17 protein-coding genes and 1 pseudogene are annotated in these 25,666 nt (G+C 72.4%); 4 read left to right on the top strand and 14 right to left on the bottom strand.

Features of this window, described 5'->3' with window-relative positions; genetic code table 11:
- Positions 1 to 228: 228 nt before the first annotated feature.
- The gene (locus ABZY12_RS31470; RefSeq protein WP_356896351.1) at positions 229 to 1,749 is read right to left on the bottom strand and encodes an alpha/beta fold hydrolase; all 1,521 of its coding nucleotides are present in this window, start codon (positions 1,747 to 1,749) and stop codon (positions 229 to 231) included.
- A gap of 103 nt (positions 1,750 to 1,852) precedes the next feature.
- Between ABZY12_RS31470 and ABZY12_RS31465 the strand changes: the two genes are divergently transcribed.
- Entirely contained in the window at positions 1,853 to 2,659 is an 807-nt protein-coding gene (locus tag ABZY12_RS31465; RefSeq protein ID WP_356896349.1) for a pentapeptide repeat-containing protein, read from the top strand.
- Between the two features lie 5 nt (positions 2,660 to 2,664).
- On the opposite strand, the gene ABZY12_RS31460 is transcribed toward ABZY12_RS31465, so the two are convergent.
- From ABZY12_RS31460 to ABZY12_RS31445, 4 genes and pseudogenes are all read right to left on the bottom strand, one after another.
- Entirely contained in the window at positions 2,665 to 3,450 is a 786-nt protein-coding gene (locus ABZY12_RS31460; RefSeq protein ID WP_356896347.1) for a GNAT family N-acetyltransferase, read from the bottom strand.
- Positions 3,451 to 3,527: 77 nt separating this feature from the next.
- On the bottom strand, positions 3,528 to 4,064 hold the full coding sequence (locus ABZY12_RS31455) for a cupin domain-containing protein (protein ID WP_356896345.1): 537 nt from the start codon (positions 4,062 to 4,064) through the stop codon (positions 3,528 to 3,530).
- Between the two features lie 16 nt (positions 4,065 to 4,080).
- Positions 4,081 to 5,304 carry a cytochrome P450 gene (locus ABZY12_RS31450; RefSeq protein ID WP_356896343.1) on the bottom strand — a complete coding sequence of 408 codons (1,224 nt, stop codon included), beginning with the start codon at positions 5,302 to 5,304 and terminating at the stop codon, positions 4,081 to 4,083.
- Positions 5,305 to 5,529: 225 nt separating this feature from the next.
- Positions 5,530 to 5,646: pseudogene (locus ABZY12_RS31445) on the bottom strand (SAM-dependent methyltransferase); the annotation flags it as partial.
- 1,311 nt (positions 5,647 to 6,957) lie between these two features.
- Between ABZY12_RS31445 and paaK the strand changes: the two are divergent.
- On the top strand, positions 6,958 to 8,250 hold the full coding sequence (gene paaK / locus ABZY12_RS31440; RefSeq protein ID WP_356896341.1) for a phenylacetate--CoA ligase PaaK: 1,293 nt from the start codon (positions 6,958 to 6,960) through the stop codon (positions 8,248 to 8,250).
- Here paaK and ABZY12_RS31435 read toward each other — a convergent pair.
- Entirely contained in the window at positions 8,238 to 9,755 is a 1,518-nt protein-coding gene (locus ABZY12_RS31435; RefSeq protein ID WP_356896339.1) for a fatty acyl-CoA synthetase, read from the bottom strand. The genes paaK and ABZY12_RS31435 overlap by 13 nt on opposite strands.
- A 154-nt stretch (positions 9,756 to 9,909) precedes the next feature.
- Here ABZY12_RS31435 and ABZY12_RS31430 point away from each other — a divergent pair, with 154 nt between their 5' ends.
- Positions 9,910 to 12,300 carry a penicillin acylase family protein gene (locus ABZY12_RS31430; protein ID WP_356896337.1) on the top strand — a complete coding sequence of 797 codons (2,391 nt, stop codon included), beginning with the start codon at positions 9,910 to 9,912 and terminating at the stop codon, positions 12,298 to 12,300.
- On the opposite strand, the gene ABZY12_RS31425 is transcribed toward ABZY12_RS31430, so the two are convergent.
- The 3 genes from ABZY12_RS31425 to ABZY12_RS31415 form a co-directional block, all read right to left on the bottom strand.
- Positions 12,290 to 13,396, bottom strand: coding sequence for an ionic transporter y4hA (locus ABZY12_RS31425; protein ID WP_356896335.1), 1,107 nt, complete (start codon positions 13,394 to 13,396; stop codon positions 12,290 to 12,292). The genes ABZY12_RS31430 and ABZY12_RS31425 overlap by 11 nt on opposite strands.
- A 68-nt stretch (positions 13,397 to 13,464) precedes the next feature.
- A complete protein-coding gene (locus ABZY12_RS31420; protein WP_356896333.1) occupies positions 13,465 to 15,012 on the bottom strand; it encodes an acyl-CoA synthetase in 1,548 nt (515 codons plus the stop codon).
- Positions 15,009 to 16,118 carry a nitronate monooxygenase family protein gene (locus tag ABZY12_RS31415; RefSeq protein WP_356896331.1) on the bottom strand — a complete coding sequence of 370 codons (1,110 nt, stop codon included), beginning with the start codon at positions 16,116 to 16,118 and terminating at the stop codon, positions 15,009 to 15,011. Before ABZY12_RS31415 ends, ABZY12_RS31420 begins: the two co-directional genes overlap by 4 nt.
- Before the next feature lie 171 nt (positions 16,119 to 16,289).
- Between ABZY12_RS31415 and ABZY12_RS31410 the strand changes: the two genes are divergently transcribed.
- The gene (locus ABZY12_RS31410) at positions 16,290 to 18,104 is read left to right on the top strand and encodes a serine hydrolase (RefSeq protein ID WP_356896329.1); all 1,815 of its coding nucleotides are present in this window, start codon (positions 16,290 to 16,292) and stop codon (positions 18,102 to 18,104) included.
- Between the two features lie 33 nt (positions 18,105 to 18,137).
- Here ABZY12_RS31410 and ABZY12_RS31405 read toward each other — a convergent pair whose 3' ends face one another.
- The 5 genes from ABZY12_RS31405 to ABZY12_RS31385 form a co-directional block, all read right to left on the bottom strand.
- Complete coding sequence (locus ABZY12_RS31405) at positions 18,138 to 19,046, bottom strand: LysR family transcriptional regulator (RefSeq protein WP_356896327.1); 909 nt, start codon at positions 19,044 to 19,046, stop codon at positions 18,138 to 18,140.
- 4 nt (positions 19,047 to 19,050) lie between these two features.
- Positions 19,051 to 20,250, bottom strand: a complete 1,200-nt coding sequence (locus ABZY12_RS31400) for a glycine C-acetyltransferase (RefSeq protein ID WP_356896325.1) — start codon at positions 20,248 to 20,250, stop codon at positions 19,051 to 19,053.
- A gap of 149 nt (positions 20,251 to 20,399) precedes the next feature.
- Positions 20,400 to 21,434 carry an L-threonine 3-dehydrogenase gene (gene tdh, locus ABZY12_RS31395; protein ID WP_356896377.1) on the bottom strand — a complete coding sequence of 345 codons (1,035 nt, stop codon included), beginning with the start codon at positions 21,432 to 21,434 and terminating at the stop codon, positions 20,400 to 20,402.
- Positions 21,435 to 21,602: 168 nt separating this feature from the next.
- Entirely contained in the window at positions 21,603 to 23,141 is a 1,539-nt protein-coding gene (locus tag ABZY12_RS31390) for an NAD(P)/FAD-dependent oxidoreductase (RefSeq protein WP_356896323.1), read from the bottom strand.
- A gap of 68 nt (positions 23,142 to 23,209) precedes the next feature.
- Positions 23,210 to 25,444, bottom strand: a complete 2,235-nt coding sequence (locus ABZY12_RS31385) for a serine/threonine-protein kinase (protein ID WP_356896321.1) — start codon at positions 25,442 to 25,444, stop codon at positions 23,210 to 23,212.
- Between the last annotated feature and the right edge of the window lie 222 nt (positions 25,445 to 25,666).

Here is a 25,666-nt window from a genome sequence, read left to right as displayed (position 1 = left end):
TCACCTGGGGCAGGGGACGAGAGCCGAAACCGGACCAGACGCACGGAACACGTGCCGGTCACTCACGGCGAAGCCGACCGAGGACCCGTCGGTCGTCGGTCAGACCACGCGGCGCCGCCGAGTGTCCGGCGGCCCGGTTCTGTCCGACTCAGGGCTCATCACGCGATCCACGGTAGTCACGGCACCACCGGCCATCAACCGGATTCCCGCGTCCGGGGGGAACCGCGCTCAGACCCCGAAGTCCCGCAGAGCGTCGAGGAATTCCGCCGGCCGCGACGCGTGGATCAGGTGGCCGGCCTCGATGGTGACGTGGCGGGCGTCCGGGACGCGGTCGGCCATCCATGCCTGCTGCTCCTGCGGGAGGTGGCTCTCCCTGCCGCCGCCGAGCACCAGAGTGGGAGCGGTGACGGCACCGAGGTCCTCGCGCCACGCCGGGTCGGGGTCGTTCAGCTGGGCGTCGGTCGCCGGGATCACCGCCCAGTCGAAGTCGAGGGGGCCTTCCGGGCGGTCGACCGGGCCGCGCCGCAGCACGAGGGGGAAGAAGACCGGGGCGTCCTCCAGGACGAGCCGGCCGATCAGGCCGGGCTCCCGCTGGGCCAGCAGACAGGCCGCGGCACCGCCCATCGAGTGGCCGACGACGGTCGCACCGGTCAGGCCGAGTGCCTTGAGGAAGCCGCCCAGTTCGTCGCGGAACACGTCGAAGCCGTAGCCGCCGGGCCGGTCGCTCAGGCCGTGACCGCGCAGGTCCACGGCGTACACCCGGCGGTCCGCGGCCAGTGACTCGGCGACTTCGGTCCAGTCGGCGCTGTTCCCGCCCCTCCCGTGGACCAGGACGACGGGCGGGGCGTCCGCCGCGCCCCACACCCGGTACGCGAGGCGGACGCCGTCGACCGTGACCGTGCGGACCTCGGGGTCGAGGAAGGCGGCGACCGGGCGGGCGAAGTCCCCCGCGTCGTCCACCCAGGGGAAGTGTCCGGCGCGGGGCTGCACCACGAGCTCTCCGTGTGGGAAGAGCTCCGCCAGCTCGGCGGCCCGGGCGGGGGTGGGGGCTCCGTCGTACTCCCCCGCGACGACCAGGACGGGCGCGGTGACGGTGGCGAGCGCGGCGCGGGTCGCGTCGGGGTCGAAGGCACCGGGTGCGTCATAGGCCTCCGCCGCCCTCCAGTTGATCTGGTCGGGGAGAGCGGCGGCGTGCGCCCGGGTGGTCTCGTCCCACCGTCCGTAGGCGAAGGGGGCGCAGATCTCCATGACGTCCGGCAGGGGGGTGTCGGCGCCGATCGTCGCCACGGCCGCCCGCGACGCGGCGTACCAGGGGCGGTCCGCGAACACCTCGACGGCCCGGTCCCACTCCTCGTCGGTGATGTCGATACCGACCGCCCGCACGCCCGGCGTGACCAGGACGAGGGAGCGCACCCGCTCGGGGTGCGCCGCCGCGTAGAGGGTCGCGAGGTTGCCCGACGCGGAGTGGCCGAGCAGGTCGATCCGCTCCAGGCCGAGATGGGCGCGGAGCGCCTCGACGTCGGCGACCTGCCGGTCGCAGCGGTAGGAGGCGGGGTCGGCGGGCTCCGCACTGGCGCCGGTGCCGCGCACGTCGAGCAGGATCAGGGTGCGGTGGGCGGTCAGACCGCCGAGGTCGCCGAGGTAGGCGGAGTCGCGCATGGGCCCGCCGGGCAGGCAGACGAGCGGTTCCCCCTCCCCCTGGATGCGGTAGGAGAGTTCCGTTCCGTCGTACGAGGCGAAGTGCGGCATGGGGCCGATCCTCGGCGGTCGCCGACGATCACCGCAATCGAGTTCGCCCACAGCGCGATACGGTGGGACGACCCACCCCCGGCGACGAAGGATCAGCACCACCATGCCCGACACCCTGCGCGGTGACTGCGCGAACTGCTTCGGGCTGTGCTGCGTCGCTCTGCCCTTCGCCAAGTCGGCGGATTTCGCGGCGGACAAGTCCTCCGGCGATCCGTGCCGGAACCTCCAGGAGGACTTCCGCTGCGGGATCCACACCCGGCTGCGGCCGAGCGGCTTCTCCGGTTGCACGGTGTACGACTGTTTCGGCGCCGGTCAGAAGGTCTCGCAGGTCACCTTCGGCGGGGTCTCGTGGCGCGAGGCGCCGGAGAGCGCGCGCCGGATGTACGAGGTCTTCCCCGTGATGCGCCAGCTCCATGAACTGCTGCGCTATCTCACGGAGGCCCTCGCCCTGCCGGCCGCCCGGCCGGTCCACGCCGATCTGCGGGCGGCGCTCACCCGTGTCGAGGAGCTCACCCGGGGCACGGCGGAGGCGCTGGAGAAGCTGGACGTGGCTCCCGTGCGGGCGGAGGTGAACCCGCTGCTGCTGAGGACCAGCGCGCTGGTACGGGCGGCGGCGGGCGGGAAGACCAAGAACCGGCGGGGCGCCGACCTGATCGGCGCCCGGCTGCGCGGTGCGAAGCTGCGCGGCGCCGACCTGCGGGGGGCGCTGCTGATCGCGGCCGACCTCAGCGGCGCCGATCTCTCCCTGGCCGACTTCATCGGCGCCGATCTGCGGGACGCCGACCTGTCGGGGGCGGATCTGACCGGCGGACTCTTCCTCACCCAGCCCCAGCTGAACGCGGCCCGGGGCGACGCCGCCACCCGTCTCCCGGCCGGCTTCGACCGCCCCTCCCACTGGGGCCGCCAGTAGATCGTCTACGGGACGTAGACGTACGGGGTCGTCGTGGTGAGGGCCGTGAAGCCCAGGCGCTGGAGGATCGGGCGGCTGGTGTCGGCCGCGTCGACCTGGACGTAGCGGTGGCCCCGCTCGGCGGCGATGCAGGTGCGGAAGGCGACCAGGGCGCGGTAGAGGCCCCTGCCCCGCCAGTGTTCGACCGTGCCGCCTCCCCAGAGGCCGGCGAAGTCGGTGCCGGGATACAGCTCGAGGCGTGCGGCGCTGACGGGCTCGTCCCCGGCCATGGCCAGGACCGCGGCGACGGTGTCGGGGGCGGTGGCGAGCTGGTCGAGGAGCTGGCGGCCGATGTGGGAGCTGTCCCCGCCGAAGGCGCGGTCGTGGACCTCGGTCACGAGGTCGACCCCGGCCGCGTCGGTGACGGGGCGCAGCTCCACTCCGTCGGGCAGGTCCACGGCGGTGGACAGCGCCGCCGTCTCGGCGACCATCAGGGTCTCCTGGTCCTCGGCGGTGAACCCGGCGGCGAGAAGTCGTTCGGAGAGGTCGGCCGGGCCGTCGTGGCCGTACACCTTCCACTCGAACGTGCGGCCGTGCTCGGTGTAGTGGCGGACCTGTCCGGCGATGGCCGCGTCGGCGTCGGTCTCGCCGAGCCCGGACCAGAGGATGCCGTTCCAGGTGTGCTCGGGCCCCGTCCGCCGCACGACCGGGCCGTCCCGCTCGACGCGGACGCCGGGGCCTTCGGGATGGGCGCCGAGCCGCAACTGCCGGTCGTACAGGGCGCGTACCGCTTCGTGATCGAGGGAGTCCATGGGGGGCACTCCACCATCGGCCGCCGGAGCCCGGCAAACGAGTCTTCGGGGCTCCGACGGCCGTGATCGCGCTCCCGCTACGCCGGGGAGTGGCGCAGCGGGGTGAGCTGTTCGATGTCGTAGCGGCGGCGCAGCTCCTCCACGGCCGCGTGGTCGACCTCTCCGCCGGATCCGAGGATCTCCATCAGCTCCTCGAAGTACCGCTCGTGGTCCGGCGGCGGGGACGCCTGGAACAACATCCGCGCGGGCTCCCCGGTGGGGTTGGCGAAGGCGTGCGGGCAGCCCGGCGGTACGAGGATCAGGGTGCCGGGAGTGGCCCGCACCGCCCGCTCGCCGGAGGCGGACTCCCAGTCACGCCAGCGGTCGGGAGTGCGCACCAGCGGTTCGAAGGCGAGCACGTCCAGCTCCCCTTCGAGGACGTAGAAGAGTTCCTCGCTGTGGCCGTGGGTGTGCGCGCCGACGTCGAACCCGGGCGGGACCTCGACCTCGAAGGTGGAGGCGGTCGGCGTGTGCTCGCCGGTGACCTTGAAGGTGACGCGTTGCGCGGCGGTCGTGAGGGTCTTGCCGTGTCCCGGTGGCACGATGAGTCCGTCGCGCGCCTGAATGGCTGTCATCCCGTTGTACGTCCTTTCACCAGGTCACCGGCAGGGTCTCGGGGCCCCGGATCAGGGCGCCGCGCTGCCACTGGATCTCCGCCTCGGGCACGGCGAGCCGCAGTCCGGGGAAACGCTTCCAGAGCGAGTCGAGGAGGATCTCGGACTCGATGCGGGCCAGTGCGGACCCCGGGCAGTAGTGCGGGCCGTGGCCGAAGGCGACGTGGGGGTTGTAGTCGCGGTCGAAGTCCAGCCGCTCGGGGTCGGGGAAGACGTCCGGGTCGCGGTTGGCCGTCAGGTAGGAGACGTAGACCGGGTCGCCGCGCGGGATGAGCACGCCTCCGACCTCGACGTCCTCCATGGCGATGCGGGAGAGGCCGACGGCGTTGCGGTGCGGGATGTAGCGCAGGAGTTCCTCGACGGCCTGGGGCAGCAGGTCCGGTTCGGCGCGCAGCCGGGCGAGGTGGTCGGGGTGGGTGAGGAGCGCGTACACCATGTTGGCGCTGTTGTTGCGTACCGCGTGCGCGCCGCCGATCTGGATGAGGACGGCGAGGCCGACGGCCTCGTGCTCGTCGAGGGTCGCGTCGTCGACGGCGTCGGCGAGGACGGCGACGAGGGTCTCCTTGCCGGTGCCGTGGCTGCGGCCGATGAGGTCGGTGAAGTACTGCCCCATCTCGGCCTTGGCCTTCTCGCTGGTCTCGCGGCCGGCCCCGGCGGAGATGATCGTGTCGGACCAGTGGGCCATCAGCGGCTGGTCGTCCTCGGGCACGCCCATCAGTTCGCTGACCATGGCGAGCGGGAAGGGCCGGTTGACCATCGCCATGAGGTCGGCGGGGGCGCCGTGTTCCTCCACCGCGTCGAGCAGGTGGTCCATGGTGGCCTGCGCGTGGTCGCGCAGGGACCGCAGGGCTCGGGCGCTGAAGGCGCGGGCGACCACGCGGCGCATCCGGGTGTGGTCGGGCGGGTCGGCGAAGCCGACGGCGCCGTCCATCGGGATGAAGTGGGGGGCGAGCCGGGTGACCTGGCGTCCCCAGACGGCCTGCCGGCTGAAGCGGGGGTCGACGGAGACGAACTTGACGTCCTCGTAGCGGGTGACGAGCCAGGCGTGACCCTCGCCGTTGGGGAGGCGGACGCGGGTGACCGGGTCCTCGTGCAGCAGCCGGGCGAGCAGGGGATCGAAGTCGAGGCCGGTGAGGTCGGGCACGGCCCAGAAGTGGACCTTGGGGGCGTCGTCGGACTCGGGGGTGACGGTCGTGGTCATGGGGCGGCCTTCGCGGGTGCGGGGGCGGGTGCGGTGCTCTCGGGGGCCTCCACGACGACGGTCGCGGCGGCGAGGGAGGGCATCATGAAGCCCGTGCACGTGGGAGTGGCCGGGGGGTGACGCCAGCGGAACGACACATAACGGGCATGTCCGTCATGGTGGGGCACGCGGCGTGGGGTGGAAACCCCGGGCGTCCACCCGGGGCACCACACTGCGCCGAAAGGGTCAGACCCGGTCGGCGACGATCATCAGATAGTGGAAGCCGCCTTCCTTGTACGCCGTCAGGAACGGGTCCTCGATCCCGGTGGCCACGGAACACCGGGCCCGCAGCTCCCAGTACGGGGGCTGCCCGGTGGTGTGCCAGACGCCTTCCTGGCTGTACGCGACGAACATGATGGCCAGCTCGTGACGGAGCCGGCGCACTGGGTCGTGGGGGCGAAGCCGGCGAGGTTGGCCAGGGCGGAGCGCAGGGCCATCGCCACCGGGTCCTTGCGGACGGCCTCCTCCAGTTGGGGCGCGTAGCGCAGCGGAAGCTGGGCCTGGTCGATCACCGAGTGGCAGATCGCGAGGCGCTGGCCCAGCACCTCGTGCCGGGCCTCCTCCACCTCGCAGTCGACGATGTGGTCGTCGACCGCCCATTCGGACAGACCGCACTTGGCCGCCGGGAGGAGCCGCTCCGGGTCGTCCGTCTCGGGGTGCGCGAGCATCATCAGCCGGCCGAAGTTCGCCGAGCGGACCTTGTCGAGGTGGCCGGGGTAGATGCCGACCTCCTCCGCCCACAGGACAAGCCATTCGTTGACCAGTTCGCCCAGGGCAAGGTCGTCGCGTGCCGCGGGCGGGCAGTACAGCGTCGGCACCCCCTTGGGCGGCGGCGTGCCGGTGGCGGGGGCCGCGGCGGCGGGCCGGGTGGCCGCGCCGGGGCCCGCGCGTTCGGCGAGGCGGGCGGCGGAGGCGCCGAGACCGGTGGGCCCGCCGAGTACGGGACTCCCGGGCGCTCGTGCCACGGGGCCGGGCGTGGCAGGCGCGGTCGCGCCGGGCGCCACGGCCCCCGGGGCGTTGATCCGCCGGAGAGGGGAGACGGCGGAATCAGCACACGGGCGGCCGAGGTCCCCAGGCCCGTGGGGCCCGGCGCGAGCCGCGTGACGGCGACCCTCAGCCGCCGCCCACCGGAAGGCGCGGGTGAGGGCGAGGGCGGAGGTGAGCCGAGCGCGGCCGACTCCGGCGGCCCGAACAGCTCGGGCCGCCCGGGTCGTACCGGATCGGAGAGCACCGCGTCGATCAGCGCCGCCACGTCGTGGGAACCCGCCGCGGCGGCCATGCGGGAGAGCACGGACACGGCTCAGCCCCCGTACGCGCGCGGCCGGCGGGCTCTCGGCTTTGGTCACTCTGCGCGTGCAGATGTAACGCATGGTTGCCGTTGTCATATGCACCTGGCACGGCCGTCCCGGAGCACGCGATCGAGAGGAAGCGCCCCTCCGGGCACCTCGCGCGCTCCGCCGTTCGAGCAGGCGTGCGCGGACGGAAAACTCGTTCCGACCCCTTGCCAAGGACCGGGTCCCGCCGGATTTACTGATCCCGAACGCATCGACCGAATGATCGGTCGTCCGTTTTACGCGGCGGGCGGCGGCACGGGTACGGGACGGAGTACGGCGCATGACGGAGCTGCTGGACAGGGGCGAGCGACTCGGGCGTGAGGAGTTGGAGGCCCTCCAGCTGGAGCGGCTGCGCGCCACGCTCCGGCACGCGTACGAGAACGTGGACTTCTACCGGCGGTCCTTCGACAAGGCGGGCCTGCGCCCCGAGGACTGCCGCTCCCTCGCGGACCTCGCCCGTTTCCCGTTCACGGCCAAGACGGATCTGCGCGACCAGTACCCCTTTGGCATGTTCGCCGTCGACCGGTCGCGCGTCCGGCGCCTCCACGCCTCCAGCGGCACCACCGGCCGCCCGACGGTCGTCGGCTACACCGAGGGTGACCTCGACACCTGGGCGGACGTGGTCGCCCGCTCGATCCGGGCGGCCGGCGGCCGCCCCGGCCACAGGGTCCATGTCGCCTACGGCTACGGGCTGTTCACGGGCGGTCTCGGCGCCCACTACGGCGCGGAACGGCTCGGCTGTACGGTCATCCCCGCCTCCGGCGGCATGACGGCCCGCCAGGTCCAGCTGATCCGGGACTTCGAGCCCGAGATCATCATGGTGACGCCCTCCTACATGCTCACGCTGCTCGACGAGTTCGAGCGCCAGGGCGTCGATCCCCGTACCACCTCGCTCAAGGTCGGGATCTTCGGCGCGGAGCCGTGGACGGAGGCGATGCGGCGGGAGATCGAGGAGCGGTTCGCCATCGACGCCGTGGACATCTACGGACTGTCGGAGGTCATGGGCCCGGGGGTGGCGCAGGAGTGCGTGGAGACCAAGGACGGCCTCCACATCTGGGAGGACCACTTCTATCCCGAGATCGTGGACCCGTTCACGGGTGAGGTGCTGCCGGACGGCGAGGAGGGCGAGCTGGTGTTCACCTCGCTCACCAAGGAGGCCATGCCCGTCATCCGGTACCGCACAAGGGACCTGACGAGGCTGCTGCCGGGCACGGCGCGGGTGTTCCGGCGGATGGAGAAGGTGACCGGCCGCAGCGACGACATGGTGATCCTGCGCGGTGTGAACCTCTTCCCCACCCAGATCGAGGAGATCGTGCTGCGTACGGCGGGGGTCGCCCCGCACTTCCAGCTGCGGCTGACCCGTGAGGGGCGGCTCGACGCCCTGACCGTGCGCGCCGAGGCCCGGCCGGAGGCGACGCCCGAGCAGCGCGCGGAGGCGGCCCGGGCGATCGCGGCGGCGTGCAAGGACGGGATCGGGGTCTCGGTCGGGGTCGAGGTGGTCGACCCCGAGACGCTGGAGCGGTCGGTGGGCAAGATCAAGCGGATCGTGGACCTGCGGGCTCAGGACTCCTGATCGCGGACCGCCGCGAAGCGGTCCCGCAGTTCCCGCTTGAGGATCTTGCCGCTCGCGTTACGGGGCAGCTCGTCCACCAGGAGCACCTTCTTAGGAGCCTTGAAGTGGGCGAGCTTCTCCCGCGCGTGGTCGAGGAGTTCGGCCTCGGTGACCTCCCCGCGCGGCACGACCACCGCCGTCACGGCCTCGATCCAGCGCTCGTCGGGCAGCCCCACGACGGCGACCTCCGCGACACCGGGGTGGGTGTACAGGACGTCCTCGACCTGGCGGGAAGCGACCAGCACTCCCCCGGAGTTGATGACGTCCTTCACCCGGTCCACGACGGTGAAGTAGCCCTCGGCGTCGCGTACCGCGAGGTCACCGGAGCGGAACCAGCCATGGCGGAACGCCTCTTTGCTCTCCTCCGGTTTGCCCCAGTAGCCGTCGCACAACTGCGGTGAGCGGTAGACGACTTCGCCGGGTGTGCCGTCGGGGACGTCCTCGCCGTTCTCGTCGACGACCTTGGCCTCGACGAAGCGGACGGGCCGGCCGCAGGATTCCATCCTGCCCTCGTGCTCGTCGGGACCGAGGACGGTGGCGAGCGGGCCGATCTCGCTCTGTCCGAAGCAGTTGTAGAAGCGCAGCCCGGGCAGCCGTTCGCGCAGCCGTTCCAGAACGGGCACGGGCATGATCGAGGCGCCGTAGTAGGCCTTGCGCAGGGCCGACAGATCGCGGGCGGTGAAGTCCGGGTGGTCGGACAGACCGATCCAGACCGTCGGCGGGGCGAACAGACTGTCGGCGCGACCCGCCTCGATCAGGTCGAAGAGCACGGCCGGATCGGGACCGTCGACGATGGTGTTCTCCGCGCCGACCGCCAGGTAGGGCAGCAGGAAGACGTGCGTCTGCGCGGAGTGGTAGAGCGGCAGCGCGTGGACCGGCTTGTCGTCCTCGTGCAGGTCGAGCGCCTCGATGGCGCTGGCGTACTCGTGGACCAGCGCGCGGTGGGTCATCATCGCGCCCTTCGGCAGGGCGGTGGTTCCGGAGGTGTAGAGCAGTTGGACGTACTCGCGGGCGTCGTGGTCGGTGTCGTACGTGTCCGGCTCGGCGAGCGCCGTCAAGAACGAGTCGTCCGTGTCGCGCAGCGCCTTCCGGGCGAAGCCGTCCGGGACGCGGTCGGCGAGGCCGGGATCGGTGAGGACCAGGGAGCTCCCGGACTGCTCCAGGATGTACGAGAGGTCATCGCCGGTGAGGTTGTGGTTGACCGGCACATGGATCAGGTCGGCGCGCGAGCACGCCAGGAAGGCGATCAGATACGCGTCGGAGTTGTGGCCGTAGGTCGCGACCCGGGCGCGCTCGTCCAGCCCGTACCGCTCCCGCAGCACGGCGGCCGCGGTGGTCACGGCCGCGTCCAGCTCCGCGTAGGTCCAGGAGCGGTCCGCGTACCGTACGGCGATCCGGTCGGGGACACGCTGGGCACTCATCCGCAGGACGCCGTCGACGGTACGGGTGAGAAGTCGTCGTTCCATGGCGTGATCCTGGGCCGGTCCGGAGGGCGGGTCAAGTACCGGGAGGGCGTCGGAAGGCTTTGACCTCGGATACCGAACGGGATGTTGACAACTGCGGCGCTGTGCTGCGTGCATGGTCCAACCAGCTTTCCCCACCCCTCTGTTGGGAGGCACGTTGCACCTCCGCACCCGTCTGAAACAGCTGGCTCTCACCTGCGCCGCCCTCGCCACCGTCACGGCCTCGCTGCCCGCCGCCGCGGTCGCCGACTCCGGCGACCGGCACCACCGCCCCTCGGAGCGGAGCCTGTCGGCGGTCATCCGCTACACCGAGTTCGGCATCCCGCACATCGTCGCCAAGGACTACGCCGACCTCGGCTTCGGCACCGGCTGGGCACAGGCCGCCGACCAGATATGCACCCTCGCCGACGGCTTCGTGACCGTGAACGGCGAGCGCTCCCGGTACTTCGGCGCGGACGGGGCGCCGGACGGCTCGCTCTCGTCGGCCACCAAGAACCTTTCCAGCGACCTCTACTTCCGCGGGGTACGGGACGCGGGCACGGTCGAGGCGCTCCTGAACCGGCCCGCCCCGGCCGGTCCGAGCCGGCAGGTCAAGGAGCTGATGCGGGGCTGGGCGGCCGGCTACAACGCCTGGCTCAAGCAGAACCGGATCACCGACCCGGCCTGCGCGGGCGCCACCTGGGTCCGCCCGGTCACCCAGCTCGATGTCGCCCGGCGCGGGTTCGCGGTCTCCGTGCTCGGCGGGCAGGGCCGCGGCATCGACGGCATCACGGCCGCCCGGCCGCCCGCCTCCCCCGCAGCGCCCGGCTCGACGAGCGGCCCGGACCCGGCCCGTACGGCCGCCGCGGCCCGGGAGCTGTTCGCGGCCGAGAACGCCACCATGGGCTCCAACGCCGTCGCCTTCCACGGCGGTACGACGGCCAACGGCCGTGGGCTGCTGCTCGGCAACCCGCACTACCCCTGGCAGGGCGGCCGCCGTTTCTGGCAGTCGCAGCAGACCATCCCCGGCGAACTCAACGTCTCCGGCGCCTCGCTGCTGGGCACGACCGTCGTCAACATCGGCTTCAACGAGCGGGTGGCCTGGAGCCACACGGTCGCGACGGGTGTCACGCTCAACCTCCACCAGCTGGCCCTGGACCCCGCCGATCCGACCTCCTATCTGGTGGACGGCATGGCGGAGAGGATGACCAGGCGCACCGTCACCGTCCCGGTGAAGGACGGCGGCACCCTGACCCGTACGCAGTACTGGACCCGGTACGGGCCGGTGGTCACCGGGCTCGGGCCACAGCTTCCGCTGCCGTGGACGGCGACGACGGCCTACGCCCTGGGCGACCCCAACGCCGCCAACATGCGGGGCTCCGACACCGCGCTCGGCTTCGGCAAGGCGCGCTCCACCGAGGACATCCTCGCCACGCTGCGCCGCACCCAGGGCCTGCCGTGGGTGAACACCATCGCGGCGGACTCCTCCGGGAACTCGCTGTTCACCCAGTCCCAGGTGCTCCCCCGGATCACCGACGAACTGGCTCAGCGCTGCTCCACGCCGCTCGGCAGGGCGACGTACCCGGCCTCCGGCGTGGCGGTCCTCGACGGCTCGAGGAGCGACTGCGCGCTCGGCTCGGACCCGGACGCCGTCCAGCCCGGCGTCTTCGGCCCCTCGAAGATGCCGGTGCTGCGGAACGCGCCGTACGCGGCGAACTCCAACGACAGCGCCTGGCTGGCCAACGCCGACCGGCCGCTGACCGGCTACGAACGGGTCTTCGGCACCATCGGCACCCCGCGCTCGCTGCGCACCCGTGGCGGGATCGAGGACGTGGCGGCGATGGCCGCCGGGGGCCGGCTGACGGTGGCGGACCTGCAGTCCCAGCAGTTCGCCAATCGGGCTCCCGCCGGTGATCTGGCCGCGGCCGACGCGGCGAAGGCGTGCCCCTCGGTGCTTCCCGGGGACCAGGAGGCCTGCCGGGTGATCGGCGCCTGGGACCGCACGGTGAACACCGACAGCCGGGGAGCGCTGCTCTTCGACCGGTTCTGGCGGAAGTTCACCAGTGGGGTGCCCCTCTCGGAGCAGTGGAAGGTACCGTTCTCGGCCGCCGACCCGGTTCGTACGCCGCACACCCTGAACACCTCCTCGCCCGGCTTCGCCAAGGCGCTCACCGACGCGGTCGCGGAGCTGCGGGCCGCCCGGATCCCGCTGGACGCCCCGCTCGGCGCCCACCAGTTCGTGGTGCGCGGCGACAAGCGCATCCCGGTGAGCGGCGGGACCGAGGCGCTGGGCATCTGGAACAAGACCGAGCCGGTGTGGAACCCGGCGGGTGGCGGCTACACGGAGGTCGCGCACGGGACGAGCCATGTGCAGGCGGTGGGCTGGGACGGCAGCCGCTGCCCGGTGGCCCGCACCCTGCTCACGTACTCCCAGTCGTCCAACGTCCGCTCGCCGCACTTCAGCGATCAGACGGAGCTGTACGCGGGTGAGCGCTGGGTGACGGCGCGGTTCTGCGAGAAGGACATCCTCGGCTCGCCCGCGCTGAAGGTGGTGCGTGTCAGGGGCTGAACGACAGGAACACGAAGGCGGCGAAGATCGAGAGATGGACGCCGCCCTGGAGGAGAGTGGCCCGTCCGGGCACCACGGTCAGGGCGCTCACCGCGGCGGTGAGCACCAGCAGCACCATGTGGAGGGGGCCCAGGCCGAGTACCAGGGGCCCGGACAGCCAGACCGAGGCGAGCGCGATCGCCGGAATCGTCAGGCCGATGCTGGCGATCGCGGAGCCGTAGGCGAGATTGAGGCTGGTCTGCATCCGGTCCCTGCGGGCCGCCCGCACGGCCGCGAGGGTCTCGGGCAGCAGCACCATCAGGGCGATCACCACGCCGACGACCGCCTTGGGGAGGCCCGCCGACTCGACGCCGTCCTCGATGGTGGGCGAGACGAGCTTGGCGTTGCCGACGACGGCGACGAGGGCGAGGACCAGCAGGCCGACGCTGGCCCAGGTCTGCCGTGCGGTCGGCGGCTCGGCGTGCGCGTCCTCCGGCACCGGCGCGTCCTCGCCCTCGGGCGGGACCGGGAGGAAGTAGTCACGGTGCCGAACCGTCTGGACGGCGACGAACACCCCGTACAGGCAGAGCGAGGCGACGGCGGCGAAGGCGAGCTGGGCGCTGGAGAACTCGGGACCCGGTTGGCTCGTGGTGAACGAGGGAAGCACGAGCGTCATGGTGGCGAGGGTGCAGACGGTGGCGAGCGCTCCGCCGGAGCCTTCGGCGTTGAAGACGGCGACGCGGTTGCGCAGGGCCCCGACCAGGACGGAGAGTCCGACGATGCCGTTGCAGGTGATCATGACGGCCGCGAAGACCGTGTCGCGGGCGTAGGTGGAGGTCTTCTCGCCGCCACCCGCCATGAGGGTGACGATCAGTCCGACCTCGATGACCGTGACGGCGACGGCGAGGACCAGCGAGCCGAAGGGCTCGCCGACGCGGTGGGCGACGACCTCGGCGTGATGGACGGCCGCCAGTACGGCGGCGATCAGACAGAGTGCGATGAGCGCGACGGCGAAGCCTGGCAGATCGCGCCCCCAGGCGACGCCGAGGGCCACGGCCGCCACGACCGGTCCCCAGGTGGTCCACTGCCGTGTCAGCCCTGCCGCGCTCGAACTCATGATCAGCATACTGCCACAAAGGGTGCGTTCAGCGGCCATAAGCCTCCGGGGCAGGAGGCGCCACGCGCCTACACGGCCCGCTCGTGGCCTTCCCAGTAGGGCGCGCGCAGCCGTCGCTTGTAGAGCTTGCCGTTGGGGTCGCGGGGCATGGCCTCGACGAAGTCGACGGTCTTGGGGCGTTTGTAGCCGGCGAGGTGGCGGGCGCAGTGGGCGAGGATGTCGGCGGCGAGGGCCTCGCCCGGCTCGCGCCCGTCGGCCGGCTCGACCACGGCCTTGACCTCCTCGCCCCAGTCGGTGTGCGGAATGCCGAAGGCCGCGGCGTCGGCGACCGCCGGGTGGGAGAGGAGGGCCGCCTCGATCTCGGCGGGGTAGACGTTGACCCCGCCCGAGATGATCATGTCGATCTTGCGGTCGCGGAGGAAGAGATAGCCGTCCTCGTCCAGGAAGCCCAGGTCGCCGACGGTGAAGAAGTCGCCGATGCGGTTCTTCGCGGTCTTCGTCTCGTCCTTGTGGTACGAGAAGCCACCCGTGGACATCTTCATGTAGACGGTGCCGAGTTCGCCGGCCGGGAGCCGGTTGCCGTCGTCGTCGAAGACGGCGAGTTCGCTGATCGGCCAGGCCTTGCCGACCGTGCCGGGCTTCTTCAGCCAGTCCTCGGCGGTGGCGAAGGCGCCACCGCCCTCGCTCGCCGCGTAGTACTCCTCCACACAGCTCCCCCACCAGTCGATCATCGCCCGTTTGACGTGGTCGGGGCAGGGGGCGGCGCCGTGGATGGCGTGGCGCATCGACGAGACGTCGTACCGGCTCCGTACCTCCTCCGGGAGGGCGAGGAGCCGGTGGAACTGGGTCGGGACCATGTGGGTGTGGGTGCAGCGGTGGATGTCGATGAGCCGCAGCATCTCCTCGGGCGTCCACTTGTCCATGAGGACGAGCGGGTGGCCGATGTGCAGGGCGGCGCCCGCGAACTGGAGCACGGCGGTGTGGTAGAGCGGCGAGCAGACGAGGTGGACGTTGTCGTCGAAGGGCTTGATGCCGAAGATGCCGAGGAACCCGCCGAGGTAGGTCTCCTCCGGGAGCTTTCCCGGCAGGGGGCGCCGGATGCCGCGCGGCCGGCCCGTGGTGCCGGAGGTGTAGTTCATGACCCAGCCGAGGGTGCGGCCCTCGGGCGGAGAGGCCGGGAAGCCGTCGAGGAGCGCGGCGTACGGGCGGAAGCCCTCCACCCGGCCCACGGCGTAGCGGTGGGTCGCGGGCAGCTTCGCCTCGTCGGCGGCGGCCGTCGCCGCGGCCCCGAAGCGTTCGTGGGCGACGAGGACCTTGGCGCCGGAGTCGGCGACGATCCAGGCGATCTCGGGCCCGACGAGGTGGTGGTTGACGGGGACGAGATAGAACCCGGCCTGAGCCGCGGCCAGATAGGCGGTGAGGAACTCGACACCGTTGGGCAGGACCACGGCGAAGGCGTCGCCCCGCTCCAGGCCGGCCGCGCGCAGCCCGTGGACCAGCCGGTTGACGTCGGCGTGCAGGCGCCCGGCCGTCCACGCCTCGCCGTCGGGGGTGACCAGGACGGTACGGGAGGGGTCGGCGGCGGCCTGGGACCAGAATCCGTTGGGTTCGCTCACGGGGTGCTCCGTCCGGCGATGCGGTTGATGCGGTCGACGGCCTTCTCGAAGCCGCGGGTGAGGTCGTCGAAGACCTGCTGGACGCTTCGTTCGGTGTTCATCCTGCCGACGATCTGTCCGACGGGGGTGCCGAGCAGCGGCTCGACCTCGTACCTCTGGATACGGGAGACGGCCTCGGCGACGAGCAGCCCCTGGAGGGGCATGGGGAGGGTGCCGGGGCCGTCCGGGTCGTCCCAGGCGTCGGTCCACTCGGTGCGCAGCTGGCGTGCGGGTTTGCCGGTGAGGGCGCGCGAGCGGACGGTGTCGCCGGAGCCGGCGGCGAGGAGTTTGGCGGTCAGCGCGCGGGAGTGGAGTTCGGCCTCGGTGGTGGTGAGCCAGAGGGAGCCGAGCCACACTCCCTGGGCGCCGAGCGCGAGTCCGGCGGCGATCTGTTCGCCGCTGCCGATGCCGCCCGCGGCGAGGACGGGCAGCGGCGAGACGGCGTCGACGACCTCGGGGGTGAGGACCATGGAGGCGATCTCGCCGGTGTGGCCACCGGCTTCGTAGCCCTGGGCGACGACGATGTCGATGCCCGCGTCGGCGTGGTGGCGGGCGTGGCGGGCGCTGCCGGCGAGGGCGGCGACGAGGACGTCGTGGTCGTGGGCGCGGGCGACGACATCGGCGGGCGGGGAGCCGAGCGCGTTGGCGAGGAGCTTGATGGGGTAGTCGAAGGCGACGTCGAGCTGACCGCGGGCGACCTGTTCCATCCAGCCGGTGATGCGCCAGCCGGAGGCCTCGCCCTCGGCGAGTTCGGGGACGCCGTGCTTGGCGAGGGTCGAACGGACGAACTCCCGGTGGCCCTCGGGGATCATCGCCTCCACGTCGGCCTCGCTCACGCCCTCGACCTTCTTGGCCGGCATGACGACGTCGAGGCCGTACGGCAGCCCCTCGGTGTGGGCCTGCATCCAGTCGAGGTCGCGGGCGAGATCGTCGGGCGCGGTGTAGCGGACGGCGCCGAGGACGCCGAATCCGCCGGCTCTGGTGATGGCGGCGGCCACCGCGGGGAAGGGCGTGAAGCCGAAGATGGCGTGCTCGATCCCCAGTTCTTGGCTCAGCTCCGTCTTCATGGGCGGCAGGATGCCGCAGCGGATCGGCCGAGGGAAGAGATTTTCTGATGCAGTGTCAGATTCTTTGCCCTGCCGCCCGCTTCCTCGACGCACCCTCACCCCGGTAAGAAAGTTTCAGGCGTTACGGGTGTGCCCGAAGGATTCTTTCAGAGGCGTGGGAGAGGGTAGGGGATGACGGAGGAATCGGCGGCGGGTTCGGTGGGCCGTGGAGTGAGTCGCCGCGCTTTCGGCGGCGGGCTGCTGGCTCTGGGAGGTGCGGTGATGGTCGGCTCGATCCCGGGGGCCGCCGCGGCCTCCGGCTCCGGGGGCGAGAGCGGTGGCGGGGGCGGAGGCGGGCGGCTCACGCTGCGGCACGGCACCGCCGAGCGGGCCGGGCTGCTTCCCGGGCATCTGGACCGGCTCGTCGCCGACGCCGAGACGTTCCTCGGCCCCTCCCCCCAGCACCCGTGGTACGCGGGAGCGGTCCTGCTCGCCGGGCGGGGCGGGACGGTCGCGCTGCACCGCGCCATCGGCTCGGCCGTACGGTACGCGCGGTACGACGAGAAGACGGACACCGGCGTCGAACTGCCCGCCGACGAGCGGATCGCGATGGCCGAGGACACCGTCTTCGACCTCGCCTCCGTCTCCAAGCTCTTCACCTCGATCCTGGCGGTCCAGCAGATCGAGCGCGGGGCGCTGGAACTGGAGGCGAAGGTCACGGCGTATCTGCCCGAGTTCGGCGGGGGCGGGAAGCAGGACGTCACGGTCCGTCAGCTGCTCACGCACACCTCGGGGTTCCGTGCTTGGATCCCGCTCTACAAGGAGCCGACGCGGGAGGGGAAGCTGCGGCTGCTGTGGAACGAGACCCTCGCCGCGCGGCCCGGCACGAAGTACCTCTACTCCGATCTGAACCTCATCTCGCTCCAGTTGATCCTGGAGGAGATCACCGGTCACCCCCTGGACGTCCTGCTCCACGACGAGATCACCGCTCCACTCGGGATGCACCGCACACGGTTCAACCCCCCGCTGTCGTGGAGGCCGAAGATCGCGGCGACGGAGGACGCCCGGCGCCCCTGGTCGGGTCTCGACCGGGGCATGGTGTGGGGCGAGGTCCACGACGAGAACGCGTACAGCCTGGGCGGGGTCGCGGGCCATGCCGGTGTCTTCTCCTGCGCCTGGGACCTCGCCGTCCTGGCCCGCACCCTCCTCAACGGAGGCGCGTACGGCCGCGCCCGCATCCTCTCCCCGCACTCGGTGGAGCTGATGTTCACCGACTTCAACACCGCCTTCCCGGGCGACGAGCACGGTCTCGGCTTCGAACTCCACCAGCACTGGTACATGGGCGCGATGGCCACCCCGCACACGGCCGGGCACACCGGCTTCACAGGCACCAGCCTCGTTCTGGACCCGACCACCGACGCGTTCCTCGTCGTGCTCGGCAACTCCGTCCACCCGGTGCGCACCTGGCGCTCCGGCTCGGCGCCCCGGGTCGCCGCCGCGAACAACCTGGCCCGCGCCGTCCCCGTCCGCCCGGCGCGCGGCCGGACGGCCTGGTTCTCGGGCATGGCGAGCGCCACGACCGCCACGCTCGCCCTTCCGCCGCTGACGCCCGCGTCCGCCCGCCTGGAGTGCGCCGTGTGGTGGGACACCGAGCCGGGCGCGGACGCCGCCTTCCTGGAGGCGTCGACGGACGGCGGCGCGACCTGGGGGCCGGTGCCGTTCACGACCGTACGAAGAGGTGCGCGGCCGCAGGAGCACCCGGGCGGCTCGGTGAGCGGCTGGTCGGGGCGGGTCTGGTACGAGCTGACGGCCGATCTGCCGGGCGGCGGCGCCGGCTCCGTACGGCTGCGCTGGCGGTACACGACGGACCAGCGGTATGTCGGGCGCGGGGTGTACGTGGACGGGCTGCGGGTGGTGGACGGCGACGGCCGAGCGCTCTTCGACGAGGCCCGGCCGTCGGACGCGGCCCGGATCGAGGCGGTGGGCTGGAGCAGGTCGGCGGACTGACCGCGGCCCTGCCGCGCGGCTCGGGCGTCCCGCTCAGTCGCGCGGCTCGGCGGCCGTTCGCAGGGCTGCGAGGACCGGGCTGATCAGGGGGTGCTCCTCGGCTCCGCGCCGTACCGCCGCGAAGACGCGGCGGGTGGGGGCGACCCCGTCGACCGGCCGGACGACCACGGCGTCGAGTTCCATCCCGCGCAGCGCCGAGCGCGGCACGAGAGCCACACCGGCGCCGGCCGAGGCGAGCGCGACGACGGCGCGGAAGTCGTCGGACGCGTGCTCCAGGCGGGGCTCGAAACCGGCGTACTCGCAGGCCAGGACGGTGACGTCATGGCAGGGGTTGCCGGTGGACTGGCCGATCCACGCGTCCTTCGCGAGGTCGCCGAGGGCGACCCGCTCGTCGGCGGCGAGCCGGTGACCGACCGGCAGGACGGCGTCGAAGGGTTCGGCGTACAGAGGTACGCGGGTGAGCCGGGCGTCGTCCTCCCCCGGCGCCCCTCGGTACTCGACCGCCACGGCGACGTCGACCTGCCGGTCCAGGACCATGAGCAGGCTCTCGTCGCCCTCCGCGTCCCGCACCCGCACGCGGATGCCGGGCGAGGTGCGGGCGAGACCGGTGATGGCGGGGGCGACGACCAGGCCGATACCGGTGGCGAAGGCCGCCACCGTGACCGTGCCCGCCTCGCCGGAGCCGTACGCGGCGAGCTCGGACTCGGCGCGTTCCAGCTGGGCCAGGACGGCGTTGGCGTGGTTCAGCAGGATCTCGCCGGCCGGGGTGAGCCGCGCCCCGCGGGCGCTGCGCTCGACCAGCCGGTGGCCGGTCTCCTGTTCCAGGGCCGCGAGCTGCTGGGAGACCGCGGAGGGGGTCAGATAGAGCGCGGCGGCAGCCGCCGTGACCGTACGGTGGTCGGCCACCGCCCGGAGGATGTGCAGCCGCCGCGCTTCGATCATTCCCCTAGTCTCGCAGGGCGGCGCGGGCGTCGACGAACGCGTCGACCGCGCGGTTGACGTCCTCGGTGGAGTGCGCCGCCGAGAGCTGGACGCGGATGCGCGCCTGGCCCTGCGGGACGACGGGGTACGAGAACCCGATCACGTACACGCCGCGCTCCAGGAGCAGCTCCGCCATCCGGCCCGCCTCCGACGCGTCGCCGATCATGACGGGCGCGATCGCGTGGTCGCCGGGGAGGATGTCGAAGCCCTCCTCGGTCATGCGGGAGCGGAACAGCGCGGTGTTGGCGCGCAGCCGGTCGCGCAGGTCGCCGGCCGACTCCAGCAGGTCGAGGACCTTGAGGGAGGCGGCGGCGATGACCGGGGCGAGCGTGTTGGAGAAGAGGTAAGGGCGGGAGCGCTGGCGCAGCAGGGCGACGATCTCGGCGCGGGCCGCGACGTAGCCGCCGGAGGCGCCGCCGAGGGCCTTGCCGAGGGTGCCGGTGATGATGTCGACGCGGTCCATCACGCCGTGCAGCTCGGGGGTGCCGCGGCCGCCGGGGCCGACGAAGCCGACGGCGTGCGAGTCGTCGACCATCACCATGGCGTCGTGGCGCTCGGCGAGGTCGCAGATCTCGTCGAGCGGGGCGACGTAGCCGTCCATGGAGAACACGCCGTCGGTGACGATCAGCTTGCGGCGGGCGCCGCCCTCGGTGGCCTCCTTGAGCTGCTGCTCCAGGTCGGCCATGTCGCGGTTGGCGTAGCGGAAGCGGCGGGCCTTGGAGAGCCGGATGCCGTCGATGATGCTGGCGTGGTTGAGGGCGTCGGAGATCACGGCGTCCTCGGGGCCGAGGAGCGTCTCGAAGACGCCGCCGTTGGCGTCGAAGCAGGAGGAGTAGAGGATCGTGTCCTCCTGGCCGAGGAAGGAGGACAGCCGCGCCTCCAGCTCCTTGTGCACCTCCTGCGTCCCGCAGATGAAGCGCACGGACGCCATGCCGTAGCCCCAGCGGTCGAGCGCCTCGTGGGCGGCGGCGATCACCTCGGGGTGGTCGGCGAGGCCGAGGTAGTTGTTGGCGCAGAAGTTGAGCACCTCACCGGGCTGCCCACCGGCGGTGACGGCGACGGTGGCGGACTGGGGGGTGCCGATGACCCGCTCGGGCTTGTGCAGACCGGCGGCGCGGATCTCGTCGAGGGTGGTACGGAGGTCGTCACGTACGGAGGAGAACATCGGGGTCCTTCGGGAAGTGGGGAAGCGGGACGGCGAGTGAGCCGAAGGGGCGCGCGGCCGTCGAAAGGGAGAGCGCGCGAGGGACGAGCGGGTGAGCGCTGTCGACCGTCGACGGACGCTGAGAGCGCCCCGGAGGTGAACCGAGCCCTTTAGGCAGGCCCGCTCCAGTCGAGGATGATCTTGCCGCCCTTGCCGGACGCCGCGTCGTCGAAGGCGGCCTCGAAGTCGCGGTAGTCGTACCGGCCGGTGATCACGGGGGCGAGGTCGAGGCCGCCCTCCAGGAGCACGGACATCGCGTACCAGGTCTCGAACATCTCCCGGCCGTAGATCCCCTTGATGGTGATCATGGAGGTGACGATCTTCGCCCAGTCGACGGAGAAGTCCTCGGCGGGCAGGCCGAGCATCGCGATCTTGCCGCCGTTGGTCATGTTGGCGACCATGTCGCGCATGGCGCGCGGGTTGCCGGACATCTCCAGGCCGACGTCGAAGCCCTCCTTGAGGCCGAGCGTGCGCTGGCCGTCGGCGATCGTCTGTTCGGCGACGTTCAGGGCCAGCGAGACGCCCGCCTTGCGGGCGAGGTCGAGGCGCTCCTCGCTGACGTCGGTGATGACGACGTTGCGCGCGCCCGCGTGCTTGGCGACGGCGGCGGCCATGATGCCGATCGGGCCCGCGCCGGTGACCAGCACGTCCTCACCGACGAGCGGGAAGGACAGGGCGGTGTGCACGGCGTTGCCGAAGGGGTCGAAGATCGCGGCGACGTCGAGGTCGACGGCGACCCGGTGGACCCAGACGTTGGACGCGGGCAGGGCGACGTACTCGGCGAACGCGCCGTCGCGGCCGACGCCCAGACCGACGGTGGCGCGACAGAGGTGGCGGCGGCCGGCGAGGCAGTTGCGGCACTTGCCGCAGACGAGGTGTCCCTCGCCGCTGACCAGGTCGCCGACCTCGATGTCCGCGACGTCACGGCCGGTCTCGACGACCTCGCCGACGAACTCGTGGCCGAGGGTGAGCGGCGTGGCGATGGTCTTCTGGGCCCAGCCGTCCCAGGAGCGGATGTGGAGGTCGGTGCCGCAGATACCGGTCCGCTTGACCTTGATCAGGACGTCCGCGGGGCCGATCTCCGGCTCCGGCACGTCCGTGAGCCAGAGACCCGGCTCCGCCTTCTGCTTGACCAGTGCCTTCAATGCCATGGCTCCCGACGTACGAGTCCTGTGAGTGAGGGGTTCCGGGCGCGGTTTCACGCCAAGATCTCCGAAGGAGAATCTTCCGTACGCCGGGCCCGTGGTCCATCGAGGTTTTCTTAAGCGCGGTCGCAGGTCAGCTTCACACCCCTGGTGGGGACGCGCCGCCGGTCAACGTCCGAGCGCCGCCATCGCCGCATTGTGGCCGGGGATGCCGCTGACTCCGCCGCCCCGGACGGCTCCGGCACCGCACAGCAGGACGTTGGCGTGGGCGGTTTCGACACCCCAGCGGCCCGCGCCTTCCTCCCCGTAGGGGAAGGAGAGGTCGCGGTGGAAGATGTGGCCGCCGGGCAGCCGCAGATCGCGTTCGAGGTCGAGCGGGGTCTTCGCCTCGATGCAGGGGCGGCCGTCGGCGTCGAGGGCGAGGCAGTCGGTGAGCGGTTCGTCGAGGACGGCGTCGAGCTCCGCGAGCGTGGCCTTGAGGAGTTCGGCGCGGGTGGTGTCGTTGTCGGCGGCGAACAGCCGGGCGGGGACGTGCAGTCCGAAGAGCGTCAGGGTCTGGTAGCCCTGGGCGGCGAGGTCGGGGCCGAGGATGGTGGGGTCGGTCAGCGAGTGGCAGTAGATCTCGGACGGCGGGGCGCTCGGCAGCCGGCCGGCGGCGGCTTCGGCGTACGCGGTCGCCAACTGGGCGTAGCCCTCGGCGATGTGGAAGGTTCCGGCGAACGCCTCGCGCGGGTCGACGGACCGGTCCCGGAGTCTGGGCAGCCGGGTGAGCAACATGTTGACCTTGAGCTGGGCTCCTTCCGGGGGCGGCGGGGGTGTCTCGCCGAGGAGGGCTGCGAGGGCCTGCGGGGAGGCGTTGACCAGCACGTGCTCCGCCTCGACGGTGCCGTCCCCGTCCGCCGTGCGGTAGGTGACCTCGGCGCGGCGGCCGTCCGCCTCGACGCGGGTCGCCTCGTGTCCGGTGCGGATCTCCGCGCCCGCCGCGCGGGCGGCGTCCGCGAGGGCGTCGGTGAGCGCGCCCATGCCGCCGACGGGGACGTCCCAGTCGCCGGTGCCGCCGCCGATGACGTGGTACAGGAAGCAGCGGTTCTGGAGCAGGGAGGGGTCGTGGGCGTCGGCGAAGGTGCCGATCAGGGCGTCGGTGAGGACGACGCCGCGGACGAGGTCGTCGGTGAAGGTCTCTTCGACGGCGGCGCCGATGGGCTGTTCGAACAGAATCCGCCACGCGGTCTCGTCGGCGACGCGGGCGCGCAGCTCGGCGCGGGTGGGCAGCGGTTCGGTGAGGGTGGGGAAGACGCGCTCGGCGACCTCGCCCGTACGGCCGTAGAACGCCTGCCAGGCCTCGTACTCGCGGTCGGAGCCGGTGAGCGCGGCGAAGGAGGCGCGGGTGCGGTCGGGGTCGCCGCCGACGAGCAGCCCGCCGTCGCCCTTCGGGGTGTACGAGGAGATGGACCGTTTCCGCACGGCGAACCGCAGCCCCAGCTCGCGCACGATCTTCGCCGGCAGGAGCGAGACCAGGTAGGAGTACCGGGAGAGGCGGGCGTCGACCCCGGTGAAGGGGCGGGTGGAGACGGCGGCGCCGCCGGTGGAGTCGAGGCGTTCGAGGACGAGGACGGTGCGTCCGGCGCGGGCGAGGTAGGCGGCGGCGACCAGTCCGTTGTGGCCGCCGCCGACGATGACGGCGTCGTACGAGCGCTGTGCGGTCATGTCTCTTGCTAGCACGTCTTCCGCCAGCACGTGAAGATCGCCGGCGAAACCCCGCGGGGCCCGCTTCCCTACGCGTGTCCCGGGGCGGGGTGGCGGAGCGCGGCCACCTTGCGGTAGAGCTCGACGGCGGCGGCGTGCCGGCCGAGCCGTTCCAGGCAGTGCGCCTCGTCGTGGCGGCCGGCCAGCGTGTCGGGGTGTGTTTCGCCGAGGACGCGCTCGCGGACCTCGGCGACCTGTCGGTAGACCGGCAGGGCCTCCTCCCAGCGGTCGAGCCGGCCGAGGGCGACGGCGACTTCGCGGAGGCTGACCAGGGTGTCCGGGTGCTCGGCGCCGAGAACGCGCTCGCGGACGGCGCGGACGGCGTGTGCCTCCGCGAGGGCCTCGTCCCAGCGGGCCAGGCGCCCGAGGTTGACGCCCAGCGCGTGGCGGGCGCGCAGCGTCTCGGGATCCTCCGGGCCGTGGACGCGGGTGCGGACCGCCACGAGGTCGCGGAAGAGCTCCACGGCGTCGGCACCCCGGCCGAGCCGGCCGAGACAGATCCCGACCTCGTAACGGGCGGCGAGCGTGTCCGGGTGGTCGGCGCCGAGCACGGAGCCGCGTACCGCCGCGACCTCCTGGTAGCCGGACAGCGCCTCGGACCAGCGCCCCAACCGCCCCAGGGTGTAGGCGACTTCGTAGCGGGTCACCAGGGTGTCGGTGTGCTCGGCGCCGAGGAGCCGGGCCCGCGCCTCGGCCACCTCCCGGGCCATCCGGTACGACTCCTCGGTACGGCCGAGTCTGCCCAGGTTGAAGGCGAGGTTGTGCCGGCAGCGCAGGGTGTCGGGATGGTCCGGTCCCATGGTGCGTTCGCGGGAGGCGAGCACCTCCGCGTACAGCTGGTGTGCCTCGAAGTGCCGCCCGAGACGGCCGAGTACGTAGGCGGTCTCCTGGCGCGCGGCGAGCGTGTCGGGGTGGTCGACGCCGAGCGTGCGTACGCGGCCCTCGCCGACCCGGCCGAACTCGCGCAGGGCGTCGGCCGGGCGGGCGAGTCTGCTGAGCGTGAAGGCGTACTCGTAGCGGCTGGCGAGGGTGTCGGGGTGGTCGGGGCCGAGGACCCGCTCGCGGTCCTCGGTCACGGAGCGGAGCACGTCCCGCGCCTCGTCCCAGCGGCCGAGCCGGCCGAGGCCGAGCCCCGCGCGGTGCCGGCCGGCGAGGACGGCGAGCAGTTCGGGGGACGGGGCGGGACGCGCGGACGAGGGGTGCTCGGCCGACGGAAGGGCGCGGGACGGGCGGGTCCACTCGCCCGTGAGCGCGGCGGCCGGGTCGTAGGCCGGTTCCCGCAGCGCGAGCGGGCCGGTGACCGCCTTGTGGCCGGCGGTCATGCCCCGTGTCCAGTACGGCAGTCGGGGCGGAGCGGTCGGAGCCGGGGCCGGGTCGAGGACCTGGGCGGGGAGGGCGGCGACCGCGATGGGGCCGGTGCGGGCGGTGACGATCCGGCGGCGCAGATCGGTGGCGTCGGCGGGCCGTCCGTCGGGCGTCTTGGCCAGCAGATCCAGGACGATCCGGTCGAGGTAGTCGGGCAGTTCGGCGCGGCGCGTACGCAGGGGCTCGGGCGGGGTGTCGCGATGTCCGACGAGGACGGCCCAGGCGTCGTCGAGGTCGAACGGCGGGACACCGGTGGCGATCTCGTACAGGACGCAGCCCAGCGAGTACAGGTCGCTGCGGTGGTCGATCTCGCCGCCGCTGATCTGCTCGGGCGACATGTAGTGGGGGGTCCCCATGGCGATGCCGGTGCCGGTGAGACGCGAGGTGAAGCCGATGTCGGCGCCGAGGCGCGCGATCCCGAAGTCGCAGATCTTCACGGCGCCGTCGCCGAGCCGCATGATGTTGGCGGGCTTGAGGTCCCGGTGCACGATGCCCTGGCGGTGGGTGTACGCGAGCGCGTCGGCGACCTGCTCGGCGATGTCGACGACATCCGGCACCGGCAGCGGGTGCTGCTTGTTCTCCTCCAGGAGCTGGCTGAGGTTGTGCCCCTCCAGCAACTCCATCACCAGGAACAGCACGCCGTCGGACTCGCCGAAGTCGTGGACGACGGTGACCCCGCGATGCTGGAGGGAGGCGGCGACGCGCGCCTCGCGCCGGAACCGCTCGCGCACCACCCTCATGAAGTCGGGGTCCCGGTGAGGGCCCAGCGGCTTGAGGCACTTGACCGCGACACGGCGGCCGAGCGACTCGTCGGTGGCGCGCCACACCTCGCCCATGCCGCCGCGTCCGATCACGTCGTGCAGCCGGTAGCGGCCCTGGATCAGCCTGGTCTCCGCCATCGCGCGCTGTCGCCCCCGTCGATTCGCCACGCCCTCCCCGGGCCCGTCCAGTATGGCCGCCCGTCTGCGGAGTTTGTACGGGGCGGGGGGCGCGCCGTCGCACGCCCCCCGCTGACGGGTACCAGGTCGGACAGGCATCAGCGCCAGATGGTCTGGACGGAGTCGAGCTGGACCCAGGTGATCGGGTTGCCGGTGTTGCCGCCGTAGATGCTCACCGAGCCC

The organism is Streptomyces sp. NPDC006551 (assembly GCF_040611675.1).
Lineage (GTDB): Bacteria > Actinomycetota > Actinomycetes > Streptomycetales > Streptomycetaceae > Streptomyces.
Note: the sequence above shows the minus strand (reverse complement) of the source record. Positions and strands in the feature narration are given on the sequence as shown.